The organism is Herbaspirillum rhizosphaerae (assembly GCF_001189965.1).
Classification (GTDB): Bacteria; Pseudomonadota; Gammaproteobacteria; order Burkholderiales; family Burkholderiaceae_D; genus Herbaspirillum; species Herbaspirillum rhizosphaerae.
Map to the genome: position 1 here is coordinate 113,993 of NZ_LFLU01000011.1, position 18,183 is coordinate 132,175.

An 18,183-nucleotide genomic window follows, 5' to 3' on the forward strand; every position below is an offset into this window, starting at 1 on the left:
AAATAACAACGCAACAGAGCGGACCCATTCACTTTCATCAGAAGAGAAGGAGTAGGAGACATGACTAAGCTGACCAGACGTGACTTTTTGGCTGCGAGCGCATCCGTCGCTGCAGCATCGACCGTAGCCACCACCAATGCATTCGCCGCACCGGCAGCGCCAGCCGCCACCGGCGCCGGCCTCAAGTTCGAGATCGAGAAAGGCGCGACGCTGCGCGTGCTGCGCTGGAAGCGTTTCGTTCAGGGCGATGAAGACCTGTGGAATGCCAACGTCAAGAAATTCACAGAGAAGACCGGCGTCGCCGTGCGTACCGACAGCGAAGGCTGGGAAGACCTGCGCCCCAAGGCGGCGGTTGCCGCCAACGTCGGTTCCGGCCCGGACATCGTGATGAGCTGGTTCGACGACCCGCAACAATACCCGACCAAACTGATCGACCTGACCGACCTGGCGACTTCGCTGGGCAGCCGCCTGGGCGGCTGGTACGACGTCTGCCGCAAATACGGCACCAAGGACGGCAAGTGGATCGCGCTGCCGGTCGGCGTGGTCGGCAATGCGCTGGTCTATCGCGAAAGCCAGTTGAAAGCTGCCGGCTTCGACGGCGTGCCGAAGGATACCGCCGGTTTCCTGAAAATGTGCCAGGCGCTCAAAGCCAAGAACACACCGGTCGGTTTCGCCCTCGGCAAGGCCGTCGGCGACGCCAACAACTGGGCGCACTGGCTGCTGTGGTCGCATGGCGGCAAGCTGGTCGACAAGAAAGGCGCCGTCGCCATCAACTCGGCGGAAACCCGCGCCGCGCTGGAATACGCCAAGCAACTGTACGCGACCTTCATTCCAGGCACGCTGTCCTGGCAAGATCCGTCGAACAACAAGGCCTACCTGGACGGCCAGATCAGCATGACGGCCAACGGCATCTCGGTGTACTACGCCGCCAAGAACTCGACCGATCCGAAGATGCAGGAAATGGCGAAGGACACGCAACACGCCCACTTCCCTATCGGCCCTGCCGGCAAGCCGACCGAGCTGATGCAGATCACGCAGATGATGATCTTCAAGCACACCAAGTTCCCGAACGCGGCCAAGGCTTTCGTCCAGTTCATGTTCGAGCCTGAGCAATACAACCCATGGATGGAAGCCTCTATCGGTTACGTCAGCCAGTCGCTCAAGGCCTATGAAAAGAACGCCATCTGGACCTCGGATCCGAAGGCCACCGTGTATCGCGATTCGGCGGCGCTGATGATCGATCACGGCCACGAAGGCCCGCTGGGACAAGCATCGGCGGCGTGTATGGCCGACTACGTGGTGGTCGATATGGTGGCGGAAGCGGCCAGCGGATCGAAGACCGTGCAGCAGGCCATCGACCGTGCAGCAGAACGCGCCAAGCGTTTCTACAAGGCATAACAACCTGCTTTCGTTTGTATCGGCTTCTTGCAATTTCTGAAGCTGATGCAAGCGATGCATGGAGCAAAACATGCGTTCGCACCGGCTGTCGCCGTGCGAACGCAGTCATCACGCTTACCGAGGTCTGCTTATGTTATCCCGCTTGCTGAACAACCGTAATGTGCTGGGCATGCTGTTCATGGCGCCCGCCGTATTACTGCTTGTCGTGTTTCTTACCTATCCGCTCGGACTGGGAGTCTGGCTTGGCTTTACCGATACCAAGATCGGTGGCGAAGGCAGCTTCATCGGACTGGACAATTATTCCTTCCTGCTCGGCGATTCGCTGGCGCAGCTGTCGCTGTTCAACACGCTGTTCTACACCATCAGCGCCAGCATCCTGAAGTTCGTGCTCGGTCTGTGGCTGGCGATCCTGCTCAACAAGAATCTGCCGCTCAAATCCTTCTTCCGCGCCATCGTACTGCTGCCGTGGATCGTACCTACCGCCCTGTCGGCGCTGGCGTTCTGGTGGATGTACGATACGCAGTTTTCGGTGATCAGCTGGTCGCTGATGAAGATGGGCCTGATCGATCATTACATCGACTTCCTCGGCGAGCCATGGCTGGCGCGGATTTCCACCGTGGTCGCCAACGTCTGGCGCGGCATCCCCTTCGTCGCCATCTCGCTGCTGGCCGGCCTGCAAACCATCTCGCCTTCGCTGTATGAAGCGGCGGCCATCGACGGCGCCAAGCCGTGGCAGCAGTTCCGCTACGTCACGCTGCCCTTGCTGACCCCGATCATCGCGGTGGTGATGACATTTTCGGTACTGTTCACCTTCACCGACTTCCAGCTGATCTATGTGCTTACACGCGGCGGTCCGCTGAATGCCACGCACCTGATGGCAACGCTGTCGTTCCAACGCGCAATCCCAGGCGGCTCCCTCGGCGAAGGCGCAGCACTGGCAACCTACATGATTCCTTTCCTGCTCGCAGCCATCATGTTTTCGTACTTCGGCCTGCAACGTCGCGGCTGGCAACAAGGAGGTGACAAATGAGCAAGAAGTCAAAAGACCTGCAGCAGGAAACGCAAGGCATGGATTTCCTGCAATCGGTGCCGCGCCGCTGGATCACGACATATATTCCTTTGGGCATCTTCGTGTTCGTGCTGCTGTTCCCTTTCTACTGGATGGTGATCACGGCGTTCAAGCCGGACAACGAATTGCTGCGCCAGACCGGCAATCCGTTCTGGGTGGTGGCGCCGACGCTGGCCCACTTCAAGAAGCTGCTGTTTGAAACCCAGTATCCGGCGTGGCTGCTCAACACGGTGATCGTGTCGGTGGTGTCGACGTTTGCCTCGCTGGCGGCCAGCGTGTTCGCGGCTTACGCCATCGAACGCCTGCGCTTCCAGGGTTCCAAGCAAGTCGGCCTGGGCATCTTCCTGGCGTACCTGATCCCGCCGTCGATCCTGTTCATTCCGCTGGCGGCGATCGTGTTCAAGCTGGGCTTGTTCGATACGCGCTGGGCGCTGATCCTGACGTATCCGACCTTCCTGATTCCATTCTGCACCTGGCTGCTGATGGGCTACTTCCGCTCGATTCCGTATGAGCTGGAAGAATGTGCGCTGATCGACGGCGCCACACGTTGGGAAATCCTGGTCAAGATCATCCTGCCGCTGGCAGTACCTGGCCTGATTTCGGCAGGCATCTTCGCCTTCACGCTGTCGTGGAACGAGTTCATCTACGCGCTGACTTTCATCTCATCTTCGGAAGTGAAGACGGTGCCGGTGGGCATCGTCACCGAACTGGTCGACGGCGACGTCTACCACTGGGGCGCGCTGATGGCCGGCGCGCTGTTGGGCTCGCTGCCGGTGGCGGTGGTGTATTCCTTCTTCGTGGAATACTACGTGTCGGGCATGACCGGGGCGGTGAAAGAATAATCAGCAGCTCTTTGCACAAGAAACTTACCGGCGTCGAAAGGCGCCGGTTTTTTTTCGGACTCAGAAAAATCCTCGTCGCACCCCATGCACGCCAATTTTTCTCCGAACGAGATACGCTTTAGGCATGCAGAGGCTATCGAATTATTGCTATTTGACTGTATCCGCCAAGAAGATGTTATAAAATCAATAACTTAGGTGATTTTCTACGCCGCAAGAAGGATTTACGGGCGGTCGCAAAGTCTATTACATGCGACTCAATTGCGAATTGCGAAGCGAAAGTGCCAGTTCTCAATGCGAACACAGGGCTATTCCTGATAAAGTTGCGTGCAAACGAAACGCCGATGTCCGCTATCGATCCGTACATAGTAAAAAACCATAGCATCTCAGGAGCCCGCATGTTTATCAAACGTCTTTTCGAACACTTCCGCCGCCTCAATGCATTTGCAATGCCTGACGGCGGCGGGATTTCGATGCTGTTTCCGATAGGGCACTACTATTCGCCGATCGCCAACACGCCTGACATCCGGGCGCGTCAAGACAAGATTTGGGTAGAGACGGATTCGATGCTTGGCATCGATCTGCAAGTAGAAGCACAAGTTGCCCTTGCAAGAGAACTTGCTCCCTATACAACAAACATCGACTGGCCAGTAGCGCAACCAAATGACCCTGCTCGCTATTTTTACAATAACGACCAGTTTCCCTTACCAGATGCTGAGTTCTTATACGCAGCGTTGCAACACTTTCGCCCGAAAAAGCTTATCGAAGTCGGCAGCGGCTTCTCATCACTAGTTACGGCCGAGGTCAATCGCACTCATTTCAACAACGCGATTGAGTTCAGTTGCATTGAGCCGTATCCACGACAGTTTCTCATTGATGGTGTCGATGGTATCTCTCAGTTGGTGCGCCAAAGGGTCGAAGAAGTCGAGACAGGCTTTTTTGATCGTTTGGACGCAGGTGACATCCTATTCATTGATTCTTCGCATGTGTCAAAGGTCGGTAGCGACGTCAATTATCTGTTTTTTGAGATATTGCCACGACTCCGCCCAGGAGTGATTGTGCATATCCACGATATTTTTCTGCCAGATGAATATCCAAAAAACTGGATGATTGATCAAGGCCGCAATTGGAATGAACAGTACCTCGTGCGCGCTTTTCTTCAATTCAATGACCACTGGAAAGTGGTATGGTCAAGTCACTTTATGGGCACTCGCGAGCCAGCCGTCATGGCTTCGATCTTTCCCCGTATGCCGGAGCGAATCCATCATGGTAGCAGCCTTTGGTTCCGCCGCGTTAGTTGAGCACATTCGGATTTCTTGCATATCCTTTCGCCAGAAATAGTGAGCGCGAGTGAAAAACAAAATTCCTTGTTAAGGCAGTAGCTTAGCCCAGAAAAAAATCCCAACGATGGATACCGTTGGGATTTTTCTCTTACGACTCCACTATGAAACGATTAGATATAAAAAAGCTTGCCCCCGAGGCTGCAAGCTTTTTTTGCTGGGACTGAGCTACATCAATCAGGCAAGTTTTTCCGCAAAGAAATTCTTCAACGCCACTGACGCACGTTCAGCCGTTTGCTTGTGATAGAAGAAGCCGGGGTTGCTGGCGTCCGGATCGGTGAACGAGTGGCCGGCCTGGCCGTAGTTGACCAGTTGCCAGTCCAGCTTGGCGGCGCTGACTTCGTCGATGAAGGCGTTGACCATGTCGCGCGGCACCGATGGATCCTGCACGCCGTGCAACACCAGGATCGCGCCCTTGACGTTTTCCGCATCCTTGGGATTGGGCGTATCCAGTGCGCCATGCAGCGATACAAAGGCATTCACGGCGGCGCCGGAACGCGCCAGTTCCAGGGCTGCAGTACCGCCGAAGCAGAAGCCGCAAACGCCGAGCTTGCCGCTCAGCTTGACCTTGTCCTGGCCCTTGAGCGCTTCCAGCACGGCGCTCATGCGCTTGCGCAATTCGGCGCGGTCTTTCTTCAACGGGATGATGGCGGCCATGGCTTCATCGCCATTGCCCGGACGCACGGTCTTGCCGTAGACGTCGCCGACCAGAATCGCCTGGTTCAGTCCGACGGTGGTGGCGGCGACTTCCAATGCCTTCTGGCTGACGCCGAAGAAATTGGGAATCGACAGCACGCCGGCGACCGGCACCGTGCTCTTCTTGTTGAACAGCAGGACGCTTTCGTATTCGATGCCGTCCAGCGTGTGGCTGATCAGTTCGATGCCGAGGTCGGCGGCGGGAATGCCGAATTTTGCGGCGATGGGGGCGGGATCAAATTGGTGACTCATTCACTCTTCTCCTGAGCATTGCAAACTGAAAAAACCGCATGCGCGACCGGTCGGTGACCGCACGGCTGCGTAGAGGCCTTCTCGCGAAAACCGCTATCTTTGCATAGCTGCCGAAAGTTTGCTGGCGCGCTCCCGATTAGCGACCGGCATCCTGACAAGCCGTCAGAAAAAAGCGCATAATCCCCCTTGACTTAGAGCGCACTCCAACTTCTAGACTGCCCTGCATGACCACTTCCCTGACCATACAACAAGCTGCTGCAAAGACCGGATTGTCGGTGCATACCCTGCGCTACTACGAAAAGATCGGCCTGCTCGATCCCATCGCGCGCCAGGACAATACGCACCGCCTGTTCCGTGAAGAAGATCTGCTCTGGATCGGATTCTTGCTGAAGCTGCGTTCGACCGGTCTGCCGATCCGCGACATGCTGCGCTATGCAGAACTGCGCCGCGCCGGCAATACGGCGGAAAGTGTGTCTGCACGGAAGGCCTTGCTGCAACAGCATGCCCGCACCGTGGAAGAGACGATCGCCGAACTGCAAAGCAATCTTGCCGTGCTTCATATGAAAGTGAACATGTATGAAGACCTGGAAAAAGGATTGCCGGCTGTCGTCGTCACTCACCAGCAATCTATCGAGGACGCTTCCAATGACAGCAACGAACGCAACACACGCAACAAACCTGCACGCAAAACCGGCAACACAAGTCGGCACCCGCAAGCTCGGCGCTGACGGCCCGATCGTCTCGTCCATCGGCCTCGGCTGCATGGGCATGAGCGATTTCTATTCGAACCGCGACGACACCGAATCCATCGCCACCATCCATCGCGCGCTGGAACTGGGCATCTGCTTTCTCGATACGGCCGACATGTACGGTCCGCACATCAATGAAGAGCTGATCGCCAAGGCCATCAAGGGCAAGCGCGATCAGGTTTTCATCGCGACCAAGTTCGGCATCGTGCGCGATCCGGCCAATCCGGCGGCACGCGGCGTCAATGGCAAACCCGACTACATCCGCAGCTCGGTGGAAGGCAGCCTGAAACGCCTGGGCGTCGAAACCATCGATCTGTATTACCAGCATCGCATCGATCAGAGCACGCCGATTGAAGAGACCGTGGGCGCGCTGGCTGATCTGGTCAAGGCCGGCAAGATCCGTCATATCGGCCTGTCGGAAGCATCGTCGCAAACGCTGGAGCGGGCCAGCAAGATCCACAAGATCACCGCGCTGCAAAGCGAGTACTCGCTGTGGACGCGCGATCCCGAGCAGGACGTGCTGGCGACGTGCAACAAGCTGGGCATCGGTTTCGTGCCGTACAGCCCGCTGGGACGTGGCTTCCTGACCGGCGCCATTACCCGCCCGGATCAGTTCGATGCCGATGACTATCGCCGCCACAATCCACGCTTCCAGGGCGAGAACTTTGCAAAGAACTTGCTGCTGGTGGAGAAGGTGAAAGAGCTGGCCACGCGCTATGAATGCTCGCCGTCGCAACTGGCGCTGGCATGGGTGCTGGCGCAAGGCGAGCATATCGTGCCGATTCCCGGCACCAAGCGCCGCACCTATCTGGAAGAAAACAGCGGCGCGCTGGCGGTCACACTGACGGCGTCGCATCTGGATGAACTGAACCGGCTCTTCCCTGCTGATGCGGCTGCCGGCATGCGTTATACCGAAGAAGGCATGCGTATTCTGAACGGTTAAGCCTTGCGGCTTGCACCGTATTGAAAGCAGTATCGCGGCAATGAAAACGGCTGGCGTCTTGCGACGTCAGCCGTTTTTTATTGCCGCTTCGATGACATAATGCGAATTCCTCAATTATTGTCTATTCACACACTCGCCTTCGCCCCCTAACATCGTTCCGGTCAATCTATCAGCGAGGGACTGAATATGCCATCTGCTTCACCATGTTTTTCCGATCAACGCCAGGCGCTTTCTCAGCGCCGACATTTCCTGCAACGTTGCGGCGCCCTCGGTTCCGCGGCGCTGCTCGGGACGCTCACTGCCTGTGCCAGCAACGGCAACAACGCGACCGGATCTTTATCGGCCGATGCGCTCCGGCCTCTGCCTGCGTTACGGCCGGGCGACACCATTGGCGTCATCGCTCCTGCCTCGGCAGCCAATGGAAAAGCGCAAGACGTCGCTTCGTGGATCGCCTCGCGCGGCTACGTTCCGCACATTTACAGCAGCGCGTCGTCTTCCAGCGACGACTATCTGTCGAGCAGCGATAGCCAACGTTTGCACGATTTGCACGCGGCCTTTGCAAACCCGGATGTGAAAGCGATCTTTTGCCTGCGCGGCGGCGATGGCAGCGGCCGTTTGCTCGACAGCATCGACTACGATTTGCTGAAGACGAATGCCAAGATTTTCGTCGGCTATAGCGACATCACCGCGTTGCACATCGCCATCGCTCGCCGCGCCGGATTCGTCACCTTCCACGGGCCCATGCTGACCTCGGATTTCCTGAGAAATAAACAGGCCCCCACTGAGTCGTCTTTGTTCGACCTGTTGCGGGGAGACATTCCACGTTTCACCTGGCTGTCTCATCCTGACCAATTCCCATTGCAAACAATCCGCACCGGCATCGCGCAAGGCAGGCTGGCCGGCGGCAACCTCGCAATAATAGGCTCCACGCTGGGCACCCCCTACGAAATCGATTTGCACGATGCGATCTTGTTTATCGAAGACACGGGCGAACCACCCCGGAAGATTGACCGGCTTCTGACCCAACTGCGCCTCGCCGGTAAATTCACCGGCCTTCAGGGTGTACTCATCGGTGATTTTTCGGATATCAATGAGCCGGATGATATTGAAGACAAAACACTGCTCAATCGGCAACGCATCGACACGCTGTGGCGGCAAATGCTGGCGCCACTGAACGTGCCGGTGCTGGCGGGTTGGCAAAGCGGGCACAGCGATCCGAACCTGACCTTGCCCTTGGGCGCGCAAGTCACGCTGGATGCCGACAACAAACGCCTGCGCCTGGATCAACAAGTCGTATTGTGAGCGACAAAAAAAAACGGCTGGCATCTTGCGATGTCAGCCGTTTTTTCTTTTCAGCGGAATGATTCTGCGCTGATGACTTCTCTTACTTCTTGCGCATCGGCGGCAAGTCGGTGCAGACGCCCTTGTAGACTTCCGCTGCCATGCCGATCGATTCACCCAGCGTCGGGTGAGGATGGATGGTCTTGCCGATGTCGACGGCGTCCGCGCCCATTTCAATGGCCAGTGCGATTTCACCGATCATGTCGCCGGCGTGCGTGCCGACGATGCCGCCGCCGACGATGCGATGCGTCTCAGCATCGAACAGCAGCTTGGTGAACCCTTCCGAGCGGCCATTGGCGACGGCGCGGCCGGATGCGGCCCACGGGAAGTGGCCCTTCTCCAGCTTGATGCCCTTGGCCTTGGCTTCGTCTTCGGTGATGCCGACCCACGCCACTTCCGGATCGGTGTACGCCACCGAAGGAATGACGCTGGCGTCGAAGTGGCTCTTCTCGCCGGCTGCGGCTTCCGCGGCAACGTGCGCTTCGTGCACGGCCTTGTGCGCCAGCATCGGCTGGCCGACCAGATCACCGATGGCGAAGATGTGCGGCACGTTGGTGCGCATCTGGCTGTCGACCGGAATGAAGCCGCGATCGGTCACGGTCACGCCGGCCTTGTCGGCGGCGATCTTCTTGCCGTTCGGGCTGCGACCGACCGCCACCAGCACCAGATCGTAGAGTTGCGGCTCAGGCGCCTTGGCGCCGGCTTCGGCGGCTTCAAAGGTGACCTTGATGCCTTCCTTCAATGCTTCGACCGCGACCGTCTTGGTCTTCAACATGACGTTGTCGAAACGCTTTTCGTTGAACTTTTGCCAGACCTTGACCATGTCGCGATCCGCGCCTTGCATCAGGCCGTCCATCATTTCGACGACGTCGATGCGTGCGCCCAGCGTGGAGTACACCGTCGCCATTTCCAGACCGATGATACCGCCGCCGATGACCAGCATGCGCTTCGGCACCTGGCGTAGTTCCAGCGCACCGGTCGAATCGACGATGCGCGGATCTTGCGGCACGAAAGGCAGATTCACCACCGACGAACCGGCGGCGATGATGGCTTGCTTGAACTTGACGGTCTTCTTGCTGCCGTCGGCTGCGGTCACTTCGATGTGATTGGCGCCGACGAACTGGCCCACGCCCTGCACCACGTTGACCTTGCGCGCCTTGGCCATGCCGGCCAGACCACCGGTCATGGTGCCGATGACTTTTTCCTTGTAAGCGCGCAGCTTGTCGATGTCGATTTCAGGCTTGGCGAATGTCACGCCGTGCGACGCCATCGCGGCAGTTTCATCGATGACGGCGGCAACGTGCAGCAGCGCCTTCGATGGAATACAACCGACGTTCAGACAGACGCCGCCGAGGGTCGAATAACGCTCGACCAGCACGGTGTTCATGCCCAGGTCGGCGGCGCGGAACGCAGCGGAATAACCGCCGGGACCGGCGCCGAGGACCATCATGTCGCATTCGATGTCGGCCGAACCGCCGAAGCTGGCGGCGACCGGCGCCGGCGCTGCTGCAGGAGCAGCGGCCGGTGCAGGGGCTGCCGCAGCAGGTGCGGGTGCAGCAGCAGGCGCCGGCGCAGCGGCTGCGTCGCCGCTGGCTTCCACCAGCAACAGGACAGAACCTTCGGCAACCTTGTCGCCTACCTTGACTTTCAATTCTTTCACCACGCCAGCCGTGCTGGACGGGATTTCCATGCTGGCCTTGTCGGATTCGACGGTGATCAGCGATTGTTCGACCTTGATGGTGTCGCCAACCTTGACCAGCAATTCGATCACTTCCACTTCTTTGAAATCGCCGATATCGGGGACTTTGACTTCGCTCAGACTCATGTCTTTACTCCGTTATGTTCTGTTATTCGTTCAACGCCATCAGACTGTCGTCCCAGCGAACGCTGGGACCCAGTGACGTTGCGTTGTCAGGCGAGACGCACTGCCACTCGTCGCGCCGCAGGGCTCCGGCTTACGCCGGAGCGACGAAATGACTTACAACAGCGACTTGCGCAGATCGCCCAGCACTTCGGCCAGATACGCCGAGAAGCGCGCGCCCATCGCGCCGTCGACCACGCGGTGGTCGTAGGACAGCGAGGTCGGCAGCATCAGGCGCGGCACGAATTGCTTGCCGTCCCAGACCGGTTTGGTGATCGACTTGGACAAGCCCAGGATCGCCACTTCAGGTGCATTGATGATAGGCGTGAAGGCCGTGCCGCCAATGCCGCCCAGCGACGAAATGGTGAAGGTCGCGCCTTGCATGTCGGCAGGCTTGAGCTTGCCGTCGCGCGCTTGCGCCGACAGGTCGCCCATTTCGGTGGCAATCTGGCCGATGGTCTTCTGATCGGCGTTCTTGATCACAGGCACCACCAGGCCGTTCGGCGTGTCGGCTGCAAAACCGATGTTGTAGTACTGCTTCAGGATCAGGTTTTCGCCGTTGGCGTCGAGCGAAGAATTGAAGGCCGGGAATTTCTTCAGCGCCGCAACGCTGGCCTTGATCACGAACGCCAGCATGGTCAGCTTGACCGGCGACTTGGCCTTGGCGTAAGCAGCGTTGGAGCTGACGCGGAATTCTTCCAGCTCGGTGACGTCGGCTTCGTCGAATTGCGTGACGTGCGGGATCATGACCCAGTTGCGATGCAGGTTGGGGCCGCTGATCTTCTTGATGCGCGACAACGGCAGCAATTCGGTAGCACCGAACTTGCTGAAATCCAGCGACGGCCATGGCAACAGATCCAGACCTGCGCCGCTGCCGTTCTTGGTAGGTGCAGCAGCTGCCGTGCCTGCGCCGCCGGCCAGTGCCGCCTTGACGAACTTCTGGATGTCTTCTTGCAGGATGCGGTTCTTCGGGCCGGTGCCGACCACGCGGGTCAGATCGACGCCCAGTTCACGGGCAAACTTGCGCACCGATGGCGAAGCGTGGGACTTGTTCACCGAACCGGGCGTGACGGCAGCGACTGCCATTGCAGGCGCAGCGGCGGCGGCAGCAGGAGCCGGTGCAGGCGCTGCGGCAACGGTAGAAGCAGCGGCCGGAGCAGCAGCAGGTGCGGGAGCTGCACCGCCGCTGGCTTCCACCACGGCAACCAGCGAACCCTTGGCAACCTTGTCGCCGATCTTGACTTTCAGTTCCTTGATCACGCCGGCATGGCTCGACGGGATTTCCATGCTGGCCTTGTCGGATTCGACGGTCAGCAGCGATTGTTCGACCTTGACGGTGTCGCCAACCTTGACCAGCAACTCGATCACTTCGACTTCGGCGAAATCGCCGATATCGGGAACCAGGATATCTTGCAGGCCACCCGAAGCCGCAGGGGCAGCAGCAGGTGCGGCCGGCGCCGGAGCGGACGCCGTTGCGGCAGCGGGTGCAACAGCGGCAGCCGCCGGAGCTGCTGCCGGTGCAGGTGCAGCGGCGGCGCCTTCGGCATCAACGATCACGACCACGGAGCCTTCGGCAACCTTGTCGCCGAGCTTGACGCGGATCTCTTTGACCACGCCCGCGTGGCTGGAGGGGATTTCCATGCTGGCCTTGTCGGATTCGACCGTCAGCAGGGATTGTTCGACCTTGATGGTATCGCCTACCTTGACCAGGACTTCAATGACTTCGACTTCTTTGAAATCGCCAATATCCGGTACTTTTACTTCGATTTGACTCATCTCTCGTGCTCCGTTTGTTCTGGATCAGTACGCCGCATGGGGGAATATGCAGCGCCGAATGTATGTCCACTCATGTTGAAGGCGGCTTGCCGATATTACCTGACAAGCCGCCTTGCGGATGGTTTCAAGTTCGCCAAATTAGCGAATTACACCGTCACTGGATTTGGTTTTTCCGGATTGATGCCGTACTTGGCGATCGCTTCGGCAACCACGGAAGGCTTAATCTTGCCTTCATCGGCCAGCGACTTCAGCGCAGCCACGGTCACATAGTGACGGTCGACTTCGAAGAACTCGCGCAGCTTGGCGCGGGTGTCGGAACGGCCGTAACCGTCGGTACCCAGCACCTTGTAAGTACGGCCCTTCGGTACGAAGGCGCGGACTTGCTCGGCGTAGGTACGCATGTAGTCCGTCGACACCACGATCGGGCCTTCGGTGCCTTCCATCGATTGCTCGAAGTGGCTCTTCTTGGCGGCATCGGCCGGATGCAGCATGTTCCAGCGTTCAACGTCCTGGCCGTCGCGCGCCAGCAGCGTGAACGACGGTGCGGACCAGACGTCGGCATCGACCTTCCAGTCGTCGCGCAGCAGGTCGGCGGCGGCGATGACTTCGCGCAGGATGGTGCCGGAACCCAGCAGTTGCACGCGCAACTTGTTCTTCTTGCTGCTTTCGTTCAACAGGTACAGGCCCTTGATGATGCCCTCTTCCTGACCCGGCTTGATGCCTGGATGGCCGTAGTTCTCGTTCATCACAGTGATGTAGTAGAACACGTCTTCCTGGTTGCCGACCATGCGGCGCAGACCGTCATGGATGATCACGGCGACTTCGTGGGCGAAGGTCGGATCGTAAGGCACGCAGTTCGGGATTGCCGAAGCAAACACGTGGCTGTGGCCGTCTTCGTGCTGCAAACCTTCGCCGTTCAGCGTGGTGCGGCCGGCGGTGCCGCCGATCAGGAAGCCGCGGGCGCGCATGTCGCCGGCAGCCCAGGCCAGATCGCCGATACGTTGCAGACCGAACATCGAGTAATACGTATAGAACGGAATCATGATGCGGTTGTTGGTCGAATACGAGGTCGCCGCAGCGATCCACGAGCTCATGCCGCCGGCTTCATTGATGCCTTCCTGCAGAATCTGGCCGGCCTTGTCTTCGCGGTAGTACATGACCTGGTCTTTGTCGACCGGTTCGTACAACTGGCCGACCTGGCTGAAAATACCGATCTGGCGGAACAGGCCTTCCATACCGAAGGTACGCGATTCGTCGACCATGATCGGCACCACGCGCTGACCCAGGCTGCTGTCGCGCAGCAGCGCGGTCAGCACGCGCGAGTACGCTGCGGTGGTCGAGATTTCACGGCCTTCGGCAGTCGGCTCCAGCATGACCTGGAATGCCGACAATTCAGGCACGACCAGTTTTTCGTCAGCTTGCGGACGGCGTTGCGGCAGATAGCCGCCCAGCGCTTTGCGGCGCTCGTGCAGGTATTGCATTTCCGGGGTGTCGTCGGACGGCTTGAAGAACGGGATGTTCGGCAAGTCGGCGTCGGAGATCGGCAATTGGAAACGGTCGCGCATGGCCTTGATGGCTTCGTCGTCCAGTTTCTTGGTGTTGTGTGCGGTGTTGCGCGCTTCGCCGGCTTTGCCGAAGCCGTAGCCCTTGATGGACTTGGCCAGGATCACGGTCGGCTGGTCCTTGCTGTCTTGCGCAACCTTGAATGCTGCGTAGATCTTGTGCGGATCGTGGCCGCCGCGGGTCAGACGCCAGATGTCGTCGTCGGACATCTTGCTGACCATTTCCAGCAGCTTCGGATGCTTGCCGAAGAAGTGCTTGCGCACGAAGGCGCCGTCCTTGGCCTTGTAGTTCTGATATTCGCCGTCGACGGTTTCCATCATCACTTTTTGCAGGATGCCTTCCTTGTCCTTGGCCAGCAACTCGTCCCAGCCGCTGCCCCAGATGACCTTGACCACGTTCCAGCCGGCGCCGCGGAAATCGGATTCCAGCTCTTGAATGATCTTGCCGTTGCCGCGCACCGGACCGTCCAGGCGTTGCAGGTTGCAGTTGACCACGATAACCAGGTTGTTCAGCTTTTCACGGCCGGCCATACCGATGGCGCCCATCGATTCCGGTTCGTCCATTTCACCGTCGCCGCAGAAGGCCCAGACCTTGCGGTTGTCGGTTTTGGCGATGCCGCGTGCGTGCAGGTATTTCAGGAAACGCGCCTGATAAATCGCCATCAACGGGCCCAGGCCCATCGACACGGTCGGGAACTGCCAGAATTCAGGCATCAGCTTCGGATGCGGATACGACGACAGACCGTGGCCGTCGGCTTCGCGGCGGAAGTGGATCAGTTGGTCTTCGGTCAGGCGGCCTTCCAGGAACGCGCGGGCATAAATGCCTGGCGAGGAGTGGCCCTGGATATACAGCAGGTCGCCGCCGTGGTCTTCGGTCGGGGCGTGCCAGAAATGGTTGAAACCGATGCCCAGCATGTTCGCCAGCGAGGCAAACGAGGACAAGTGGCCGCCCAGGTCGCCGTCGACGCGATTGGCCTTGACCACCATCGCCATGGCGTTCCAGCGCATCCACGAGCGCAGGCGTTCTTCGATTTCCAGGTTGCCCGGGCAATGTTCGCCCTGATCGGCGGGAATGGTGTTGACGTAAGCGGTATTGCTGGAGAACGGGATGTGGGCGCCGCGGCGGCGGGCCAGATCGACCATGCGCTCCATCAGGTAATGTGCACGTTCCGGGCCTTCTGCCTCGATCACGGCTTCGAGGGCATCAAGCCACTCTTGCGTTTCAATCACGTCGGGATCGTTGGCGGCTTGCGCCAGGACTTGGTCGATTTGGGCTGACATGGTATGTCTCCTGAGTTGATGGGGACCGGCGGGAAAAGCCGGATCATTTAGCTGCGATGCGCCGTAACGCGATTCTCTTTGCCAATAATGTACGGTCTTTGCGCCGCGTGGACGAGGCATTTTAACAGGGCTTTTTGCATTTTCAAATAGCGATATTTGATTTCATATTATGGGAAATTGCTGCAAAGCGGCATAAACACTCACTCTCCTGCCAGGTGTTTTTTGACTGCCTCTCTTGAAACCTGCCTCTCCGGGGTTGGTTGCAGTGCATCGAAAACCCTCCCTCCAGACGGGGCATGACCTGGCAAGGCCACGCATCGCCCTCTTCGCTTGCAGAATACGGACGAGACCGCCCCCTTAAAAATGCGGAATGGTGAGCTTTTTTTGAAGCGTGCTTCGATGCGGCGCGACGATGGAGGTCGTACCTATATAGAGGAGCCTCCGATCATCAAACACGGCGATCGACTCCGACCTTTCGCCGTTTGCATGAGAAAAATGCATTCGAACATCAGTATTAATCGTTTTGTCAGCGGCAAAGAGCGTCTTAAGATGCCTTCATCTAATAGAAGAAGTAAGGAAGCCCAGCATGACCACCCGCGAGCTCGACAGCAATCTGCATCTTTTGTTAACGTCCACCTGCCAGGATGGCGACGCCGTCCGGCGCCTGTTCGATCTGCTGGAGGTGCCGGCCTCGACCTTGCGCCCGGCCTCGATCAGCGTCACCCGGCTTGAGCTGGCGCAGGCGCTGAACATGCTGTTGTTCGACAAACTGCTGCAAGAAGTCCCGGAAGGGCGCGCTTACGTCGCCGATGCCGCTGCCGCCGGCACCAAGATCTGCTTCGACCACGGCGCGGTGCGTACCGTGCTGCGCGGTAAAGCCGCGTCCTTCCCGGATGGCGAGGCGCTGTTCACGCGCATCTTTCTGCCGCTGGGCTATGAACTGGCGGGCCTGTATCCGCTGCCGCGCATCAACATGACCGGCCACGTCTACCGCCACATCGACGATCCGGAAAACATCGCCCAGTTCTTCGTCAGCGAACTGCATCCGGAAAAATTCTCCGCCGAATTCCAAAACATCGTCGACTCGCTGCTGGCGACCTCGCGCGATCCGCTGCCGGCCGATATGCTGGCCCTGCTCGACAAGCTGGCCGGCGACGGCACGCTGCCGATCACGTCTGCACAGCGCCTGCTGCCCGCCATGCTGAGCTGCTTTGCCCGCCACCATGACTTGCCGACCTTGCCGCAATATGAAGCCCTGCGCGCCGAATCGGCCGAGATGGCCTGGATTTCAACCGAAGGCAATGTCTTCAATCACGCCACCGACCGCGTCGCCGACGTCACCGCCACCGCCGAACACCAGCGCCAGCTGGGCCGCCCGATCAAGGACGCGGTCGAAGTCTCGCGCAACGGCCGCGTACGCCAGACCGCCTTCCGCGCGGGCAAGGTCAGCTACCAGCTCAAGGATGCCGACGGTGCCATGGTCGATGTCAGCGTGCCGGGTTCGTTTTACGAATTCATTTCGCGCGACACTTATATAGACGACGCCGGCGTCAGCAAACTCGACCTGACGTTCGACAGCGGCAATGCACAGGGCATTTTCAAGATGACGGGCGCGACAGGCAATGTTGCTGCGGGAACCGGCGACAATGCCTGCTGAGCCGGCGCTGGAAAAAATCACCGCCCTGCTGGGACCGAACGGCTGCATCACCGAACCGGCGGCGCGCGCACCCTATGAACACGGCCCGCGCTACGGCGCCGGCACCGCGCTATGCATCGCCCGCCCGGCCGACGTCGCCGAAGCCGCAGAACTGATGCGGCTGTGCGCCGCCGACAAGATCAGCATCATCCCCCAAGGCGCCAACACCGGCCTGGTCGGCGCCGCGTCGCCCGACGCCTCCGGTCGCCAGCTGGTGCTGAGCATGGAACGCATCAAAGGCGTCATCGACATCGATCCGGTGGACGGCGTGATCCAGGCCTGGGCCGGCACACGGTTGTCGGAGCTGAATCAGGCTTTGGAAGCGCACGGACTATGCTTTCCCATCGATCTCGGCGCCGATCCCTCGGTCGGCGGCATGCTGGCCGCCAATACCGGCGGTGCGCGGCTGATCCGTTACGGCGACGTGCGCCACAACACGCTGGGACTGCAAGCGCTGCTGATGCAGCCGCCCGGCGAACTGTTGGAACTCGGCAACCGCCTGCGCAAGAACAATACCGGCCCCGACTGGAAACAACTCTTCATCGGCACCGCCGGCAGCTACGGCATCGTCACGCAAGCGGTGCTGCGCGCGCATCCCTTGCCGCGCCAGCGCGCCACCGCCCTGGTGGTGCCGTCCTCGCCGGAAGCGGCCTTGCGCCTGTTGCAAGACGCCGAACGCGAATTCGCCGATTTTCTCAGCGCCTTCGAAGGTATTTCGCAAAACGCGCTGGAGTCCGTGCTGCGCCATCTGCCGCAAACTCCCGCGCCGTTCACTCCTGCCCCGCCCTATGCGCTGCTGATCGAACTGAGTTCATCCGCCGCGGCCAGCGATCATTGCAATCTGGATCGCTTGTTCATGGACTGGCTGGAGCGCCACTTCGACGACGCCATCGTCGACGCCGTGGTGGACAAACCCGACACGCTCTGGCGCCTGCGCCACGCCATCAGCGACAGCGTCAAGCAAGAAGGCAAAGTGGTGGCCTTCGACATCTCGGTTCCGCGCTCGCGCATGGCCGCCTTCCGTGAAGAAGCATTGGCGCTGATCGCACGCGACTTTACCGGCGCCGATGTCTATGACTTCGGCCACTGGGGCGACGGCGGCGTGCACTTCAACATCGCCATCGCGCCGGCGCAGCAAGAGCATTTCCCGGCGCCGCGCATCGATGCCTTGCGCACCGCCATCTACGACCTCGTGGTGCACAGTTATCGCGGCAGTTTCAGCGCCGAACATGGCATCGGACCGTTCAACCAGCATTATTACGACCGCTACCAGGGCCAGCCGCAGCAATTGCTGGCGGCGCGCGTGCAACCGGTTTTCGATCCGCATTACCTGCTCGGCAATACGCGCTTCGGTTGACCACGCCCGCTGGAAGGAACCAG

13 protein-coding genes are annotated in these 18,183 nt (G+C 59.4%); 9 read left to right on the forward strand and 4 right to left on the reverse strand.

Translation table 11 applies throughout. The features are described 5' to 3' along the window. Positions 1-60 precede the first annotated feature (60 nt). From AKL25_RS15815 to AKL25_RS15830, 4 genes are all read left to right on the forward strand, one after another. Positions 61-1,398: an ABC transporter substrate-binding protein gene (locus tag AKL25_RS15815; RefSeq protein ID WP_050478658.1), complete on the forward strand. Its 1,338-nt coding sequence runs from the start codon at positions 61-63 to the stop codon at positions 1,396-1,398. Between the two features lie 130 nt (positions 1,399-1,528). After that, complete coding sequence (locus tag AKL25_RS15820) at positions 1,529-2,428, forward strand: carbohydrate ABC transporter permease (protein WP_050478703.1); 900 nt, start codon at positions 1,529-1,531, stop codon at positions 2,426-2,428. Next, positions 2,425-3,309, forward strand: a complete 885-nt coding sequence (locus tag AKL25_RS15825; RefSeq protein WP_050478659.1) for a carbohydrate ABC transporter permease — start codon at positions 2,425-2,427, stop codon at positions 3,307-3,309. Before AKL25_RS15820 ends, AKL25_RS15825 begins: the two co-directional genes overlap by 4 nt. A gap of 395 nt (positions 3,310-3,704) precedes the next feature. Further along, positions 3,705-4,607, forward strand: a complete 903-nt coding sequence (locus AKL25_RS15830) for a class I SAM-dependent methyltransferase (RefSeq protein ID WP_050478660.1) — start codon at positions 3,705-3,707, stop codon at positions 4,605-4,607. A 216-nt stretch (positions 4,608-4,823) separates the two neighbouring features. Here AKL25_RS15830 and AKL25_RS15835 read toward each other — a convergent pair whose 3' ends face one another. Further along, positions 4,824-5,594, reverse strand: coding sequence for a dienelactone hydrolase family protein (locus AKL25_RS15835; protein ID WP_050478661.1), 771 nt, complete (start codon positions 5,592-5,594; stop codon positions 4,824-4,826). A 224-nt stretch (positions 5,595-5,818) separates the two neighbouring features. On the opposite strand from AKL25_RS15835, the gene AKL25_RS15840 reads away from it, so the two are divergent. The 3 genes from AKL25_RS15840 to AKL25_RS15850 all read left to right on the forward strand — a co-directional run bounded on the left by AKL25_RS15840 (position 5,819) and on the right by AKL25_RS15850 (position 8,588). After that, positions 5,819-6,322, forward strand: a complete 504-nt coding sequence (locus AKL25_RS15840) for a MerR family transcriptional regulator (protein ID WP_050478662.1) — start codon at positions 5,819-5,821, stop codon at positions 6,320-6,322. Next, positions 6,240-7,286: an aldo/keto reductase gene (locus AKL25_RS15845; protein ID WP_157050666.1), complete on the forward strand. Its 1,047-nt coding sequence runs from the start codon at positions 6,240-6,242 to the stop codon at positions 7,284-7,286. The genes AKL25_RS15840 and AKL25_RS15845 overlap by 83 nt, the downstream gene beginning before the upstream one ends. A gap of 186 nt (positions 7,287-7,472) precedes the next feature. Then, the gene (locus AKL25_RS15850; protein ID WP_083444736.1) at positions 7,473-8,588 is read left to right on the forward strand and encodes an LD-carboxypeptidase; all 1,116 of its coding nucleotides are present in this window, start codon (positions 7,473-7,475) and stop codon (positions 8,586-8,588) included. 82 nt (positions 8,589-8,670) lie between these two features. On the opposite strand, the gene lpdA is transcribed toward AKL25_RS15850, so the two are convergent. The 3 genes from lpdA to aceE all read right to left on the reverse strand — a co-directional run bounded on the left by lpdA (position 8,671) and on the right by aceE (position 15,107). Next, complete coding sequence (gene lpdA, locus AKL25_RS15855) at positions 8,671-10,452, reverse strand: dihydrolipoyl dehydrogenase (protein WP_050478664.1); 1,782 nt, start codon at positions 10,450-10,452, stop codon at positions 8,671-8,673. A 153-nt stretch (positions 10,453-10,605) separates the two neighbouring features. Then, positions 10,606-12,264, reverse strand: a complete 1,659-nt coding sequence (gene aceF / locus AKL25_RS15860) for a dihydrolipoyllysine-residue acetyltransferase (protein ID WP_050478665.1) — start codon at positions 12,262-12,264, stop codon at positions 10,606-10,608. A gap of 146 nt (positions 12,265-12,410) precedes the next feature. Further along, positions 12,411-15,107: a pyruvate dehydrogenase (acetyl-transferring), homodimeric type gene (aceE, locus tag AKL25_RS15865; RefSeq protein ID WP_050478666.1), complete on the reverse strand. Its 2,697-nt coding sequence runs from the start codon at positions 15,105-15,107 to the stop codon at positions 12,411-12,413. Between the two features lie 586 nt (positions 15,108-15,693). On the opposite strand from aceE, the gene AKL25_RS15870 reads away from it, so the two are divergent. Beyond that, positions 15,694-16,764, forward strand: coding sequence for a DUF1338 domain-containing protein (locus tag AKL25_RS15870; RefSeq protein WP_050478667.1), 1,071 nt, complete (start codon positions 15,694-15,696; stop codon positions 16,762-16,764). Beyond that, on the forward strand, positions 16,754-18,160 hold the full coding sequence (locus AKL25_RS15875) for an FAD-binding oxidoreductase (RefSeq protein WP_050478668.1): 1,407 nt from the start codon (positions 16,754-16,756) through the stop codon (positions 18,158-18,160). The genes AKL25_RS15870 and AKL25_RS15875 overlap by 11 nt, the downstream gene beginning before the upstream one ends. Positions 18,161-18,183 lie beyond the last annotated feature (23 nt).

Excerpts from the sequence above, each read along its gene's own strand:
- AKL25_RS15815 (WP_050478658.1), top strand. The coding sequence starts at position 61 with ATGACTAAGCTGACCAGACGTGACTTTTTGGCTGCGAGCGCATCCGTC.
- AKL25_RS15820 (WP_050478703.1), top strand. The coding sequence starts at position 1,529 with ATGTTATCCCGCTTGCTGAACAACCGTAATGTGCTGGGCATGCTGTTC.
- AKL25_RS15825 (WP_050478659.1), top strand. The coding sequence starts at position 2,425 with ATGAGCAAGAAGTCAAAAGACCTGCAGCAGGAAACGCAAGGCATGGAT.
- AKL25_RS15830 (WP_050478660.1), top strand. The coding sequence starts at position 3,705 with ATGTTTATCAAACGTCTTTTCGAACACTTCCGCCGCCTCAATGCATTT.
- AKL25_RS15835 (WP_050478661.1), bottom strand. The coding sequence starts at position 5,594 with ATGAGTCACCAATTTGATCCCGCCCCCATCGCCGCAAAATTCGGCATT.
- AKL25_RS15840 (WP_050478662.1), top strand. The coding sequence starts at position 5,819 with ATGACCACTTCCCTGACCATACAACAAGCTGCTGCAAAGACCGGATTG.
- AKL25_RS15845 (WP_157050666.1), top strand. The coding sequence starts at position 6,240 with ATGACAGCAACGAACGCAACACACGCAACAAACCTGCACGCAAAACCG.
- AKL25_RS15850 (WP_083444736.1), top strand. The coding sequence starts at position 7,473 with ATGCCATCTGCTTCACCATGTTTTTCCGATCAACGCCAGGCGCTTTCT.
- lpdA (WP_050478664.1), bottom strand. The coding sequence starts at position 10,452 with ATGAGTCTGAGCGAAGTCAAAGTCCCCGATATCGGCGATTTCAAAGAA.
- aceF (WP_050478665.1), bottom strand. The coding sequence starts at position 12,264 with ATGAGTCAAATCGAAGTAAAAGTACCGGATATTGGCGATTTCAAAGAA.
- aceE (WP_050478666.1), bottom strand. The coding sequence starts at position 15,107 with ATGTCAGCCCAAATCGACCAAGTCCTGGCGCAAGCCGCCAACGATCCC.
- AKL25_RS15870 (WP_050478667.1), top strand. The coding sequence starts at position 15,694 with ATGACCACCCGCGAGCTCGACAGCAATCTGCATCTTTTGTTAACGTCC.
- AKL25_RS15875 (WP_050478668.1), top strand. The coding sequence starts at position 16,754 with ATGCCTGCTGAGCCGGCGCTGGAAAAAATCACCGCCCTGCTGGGACCG.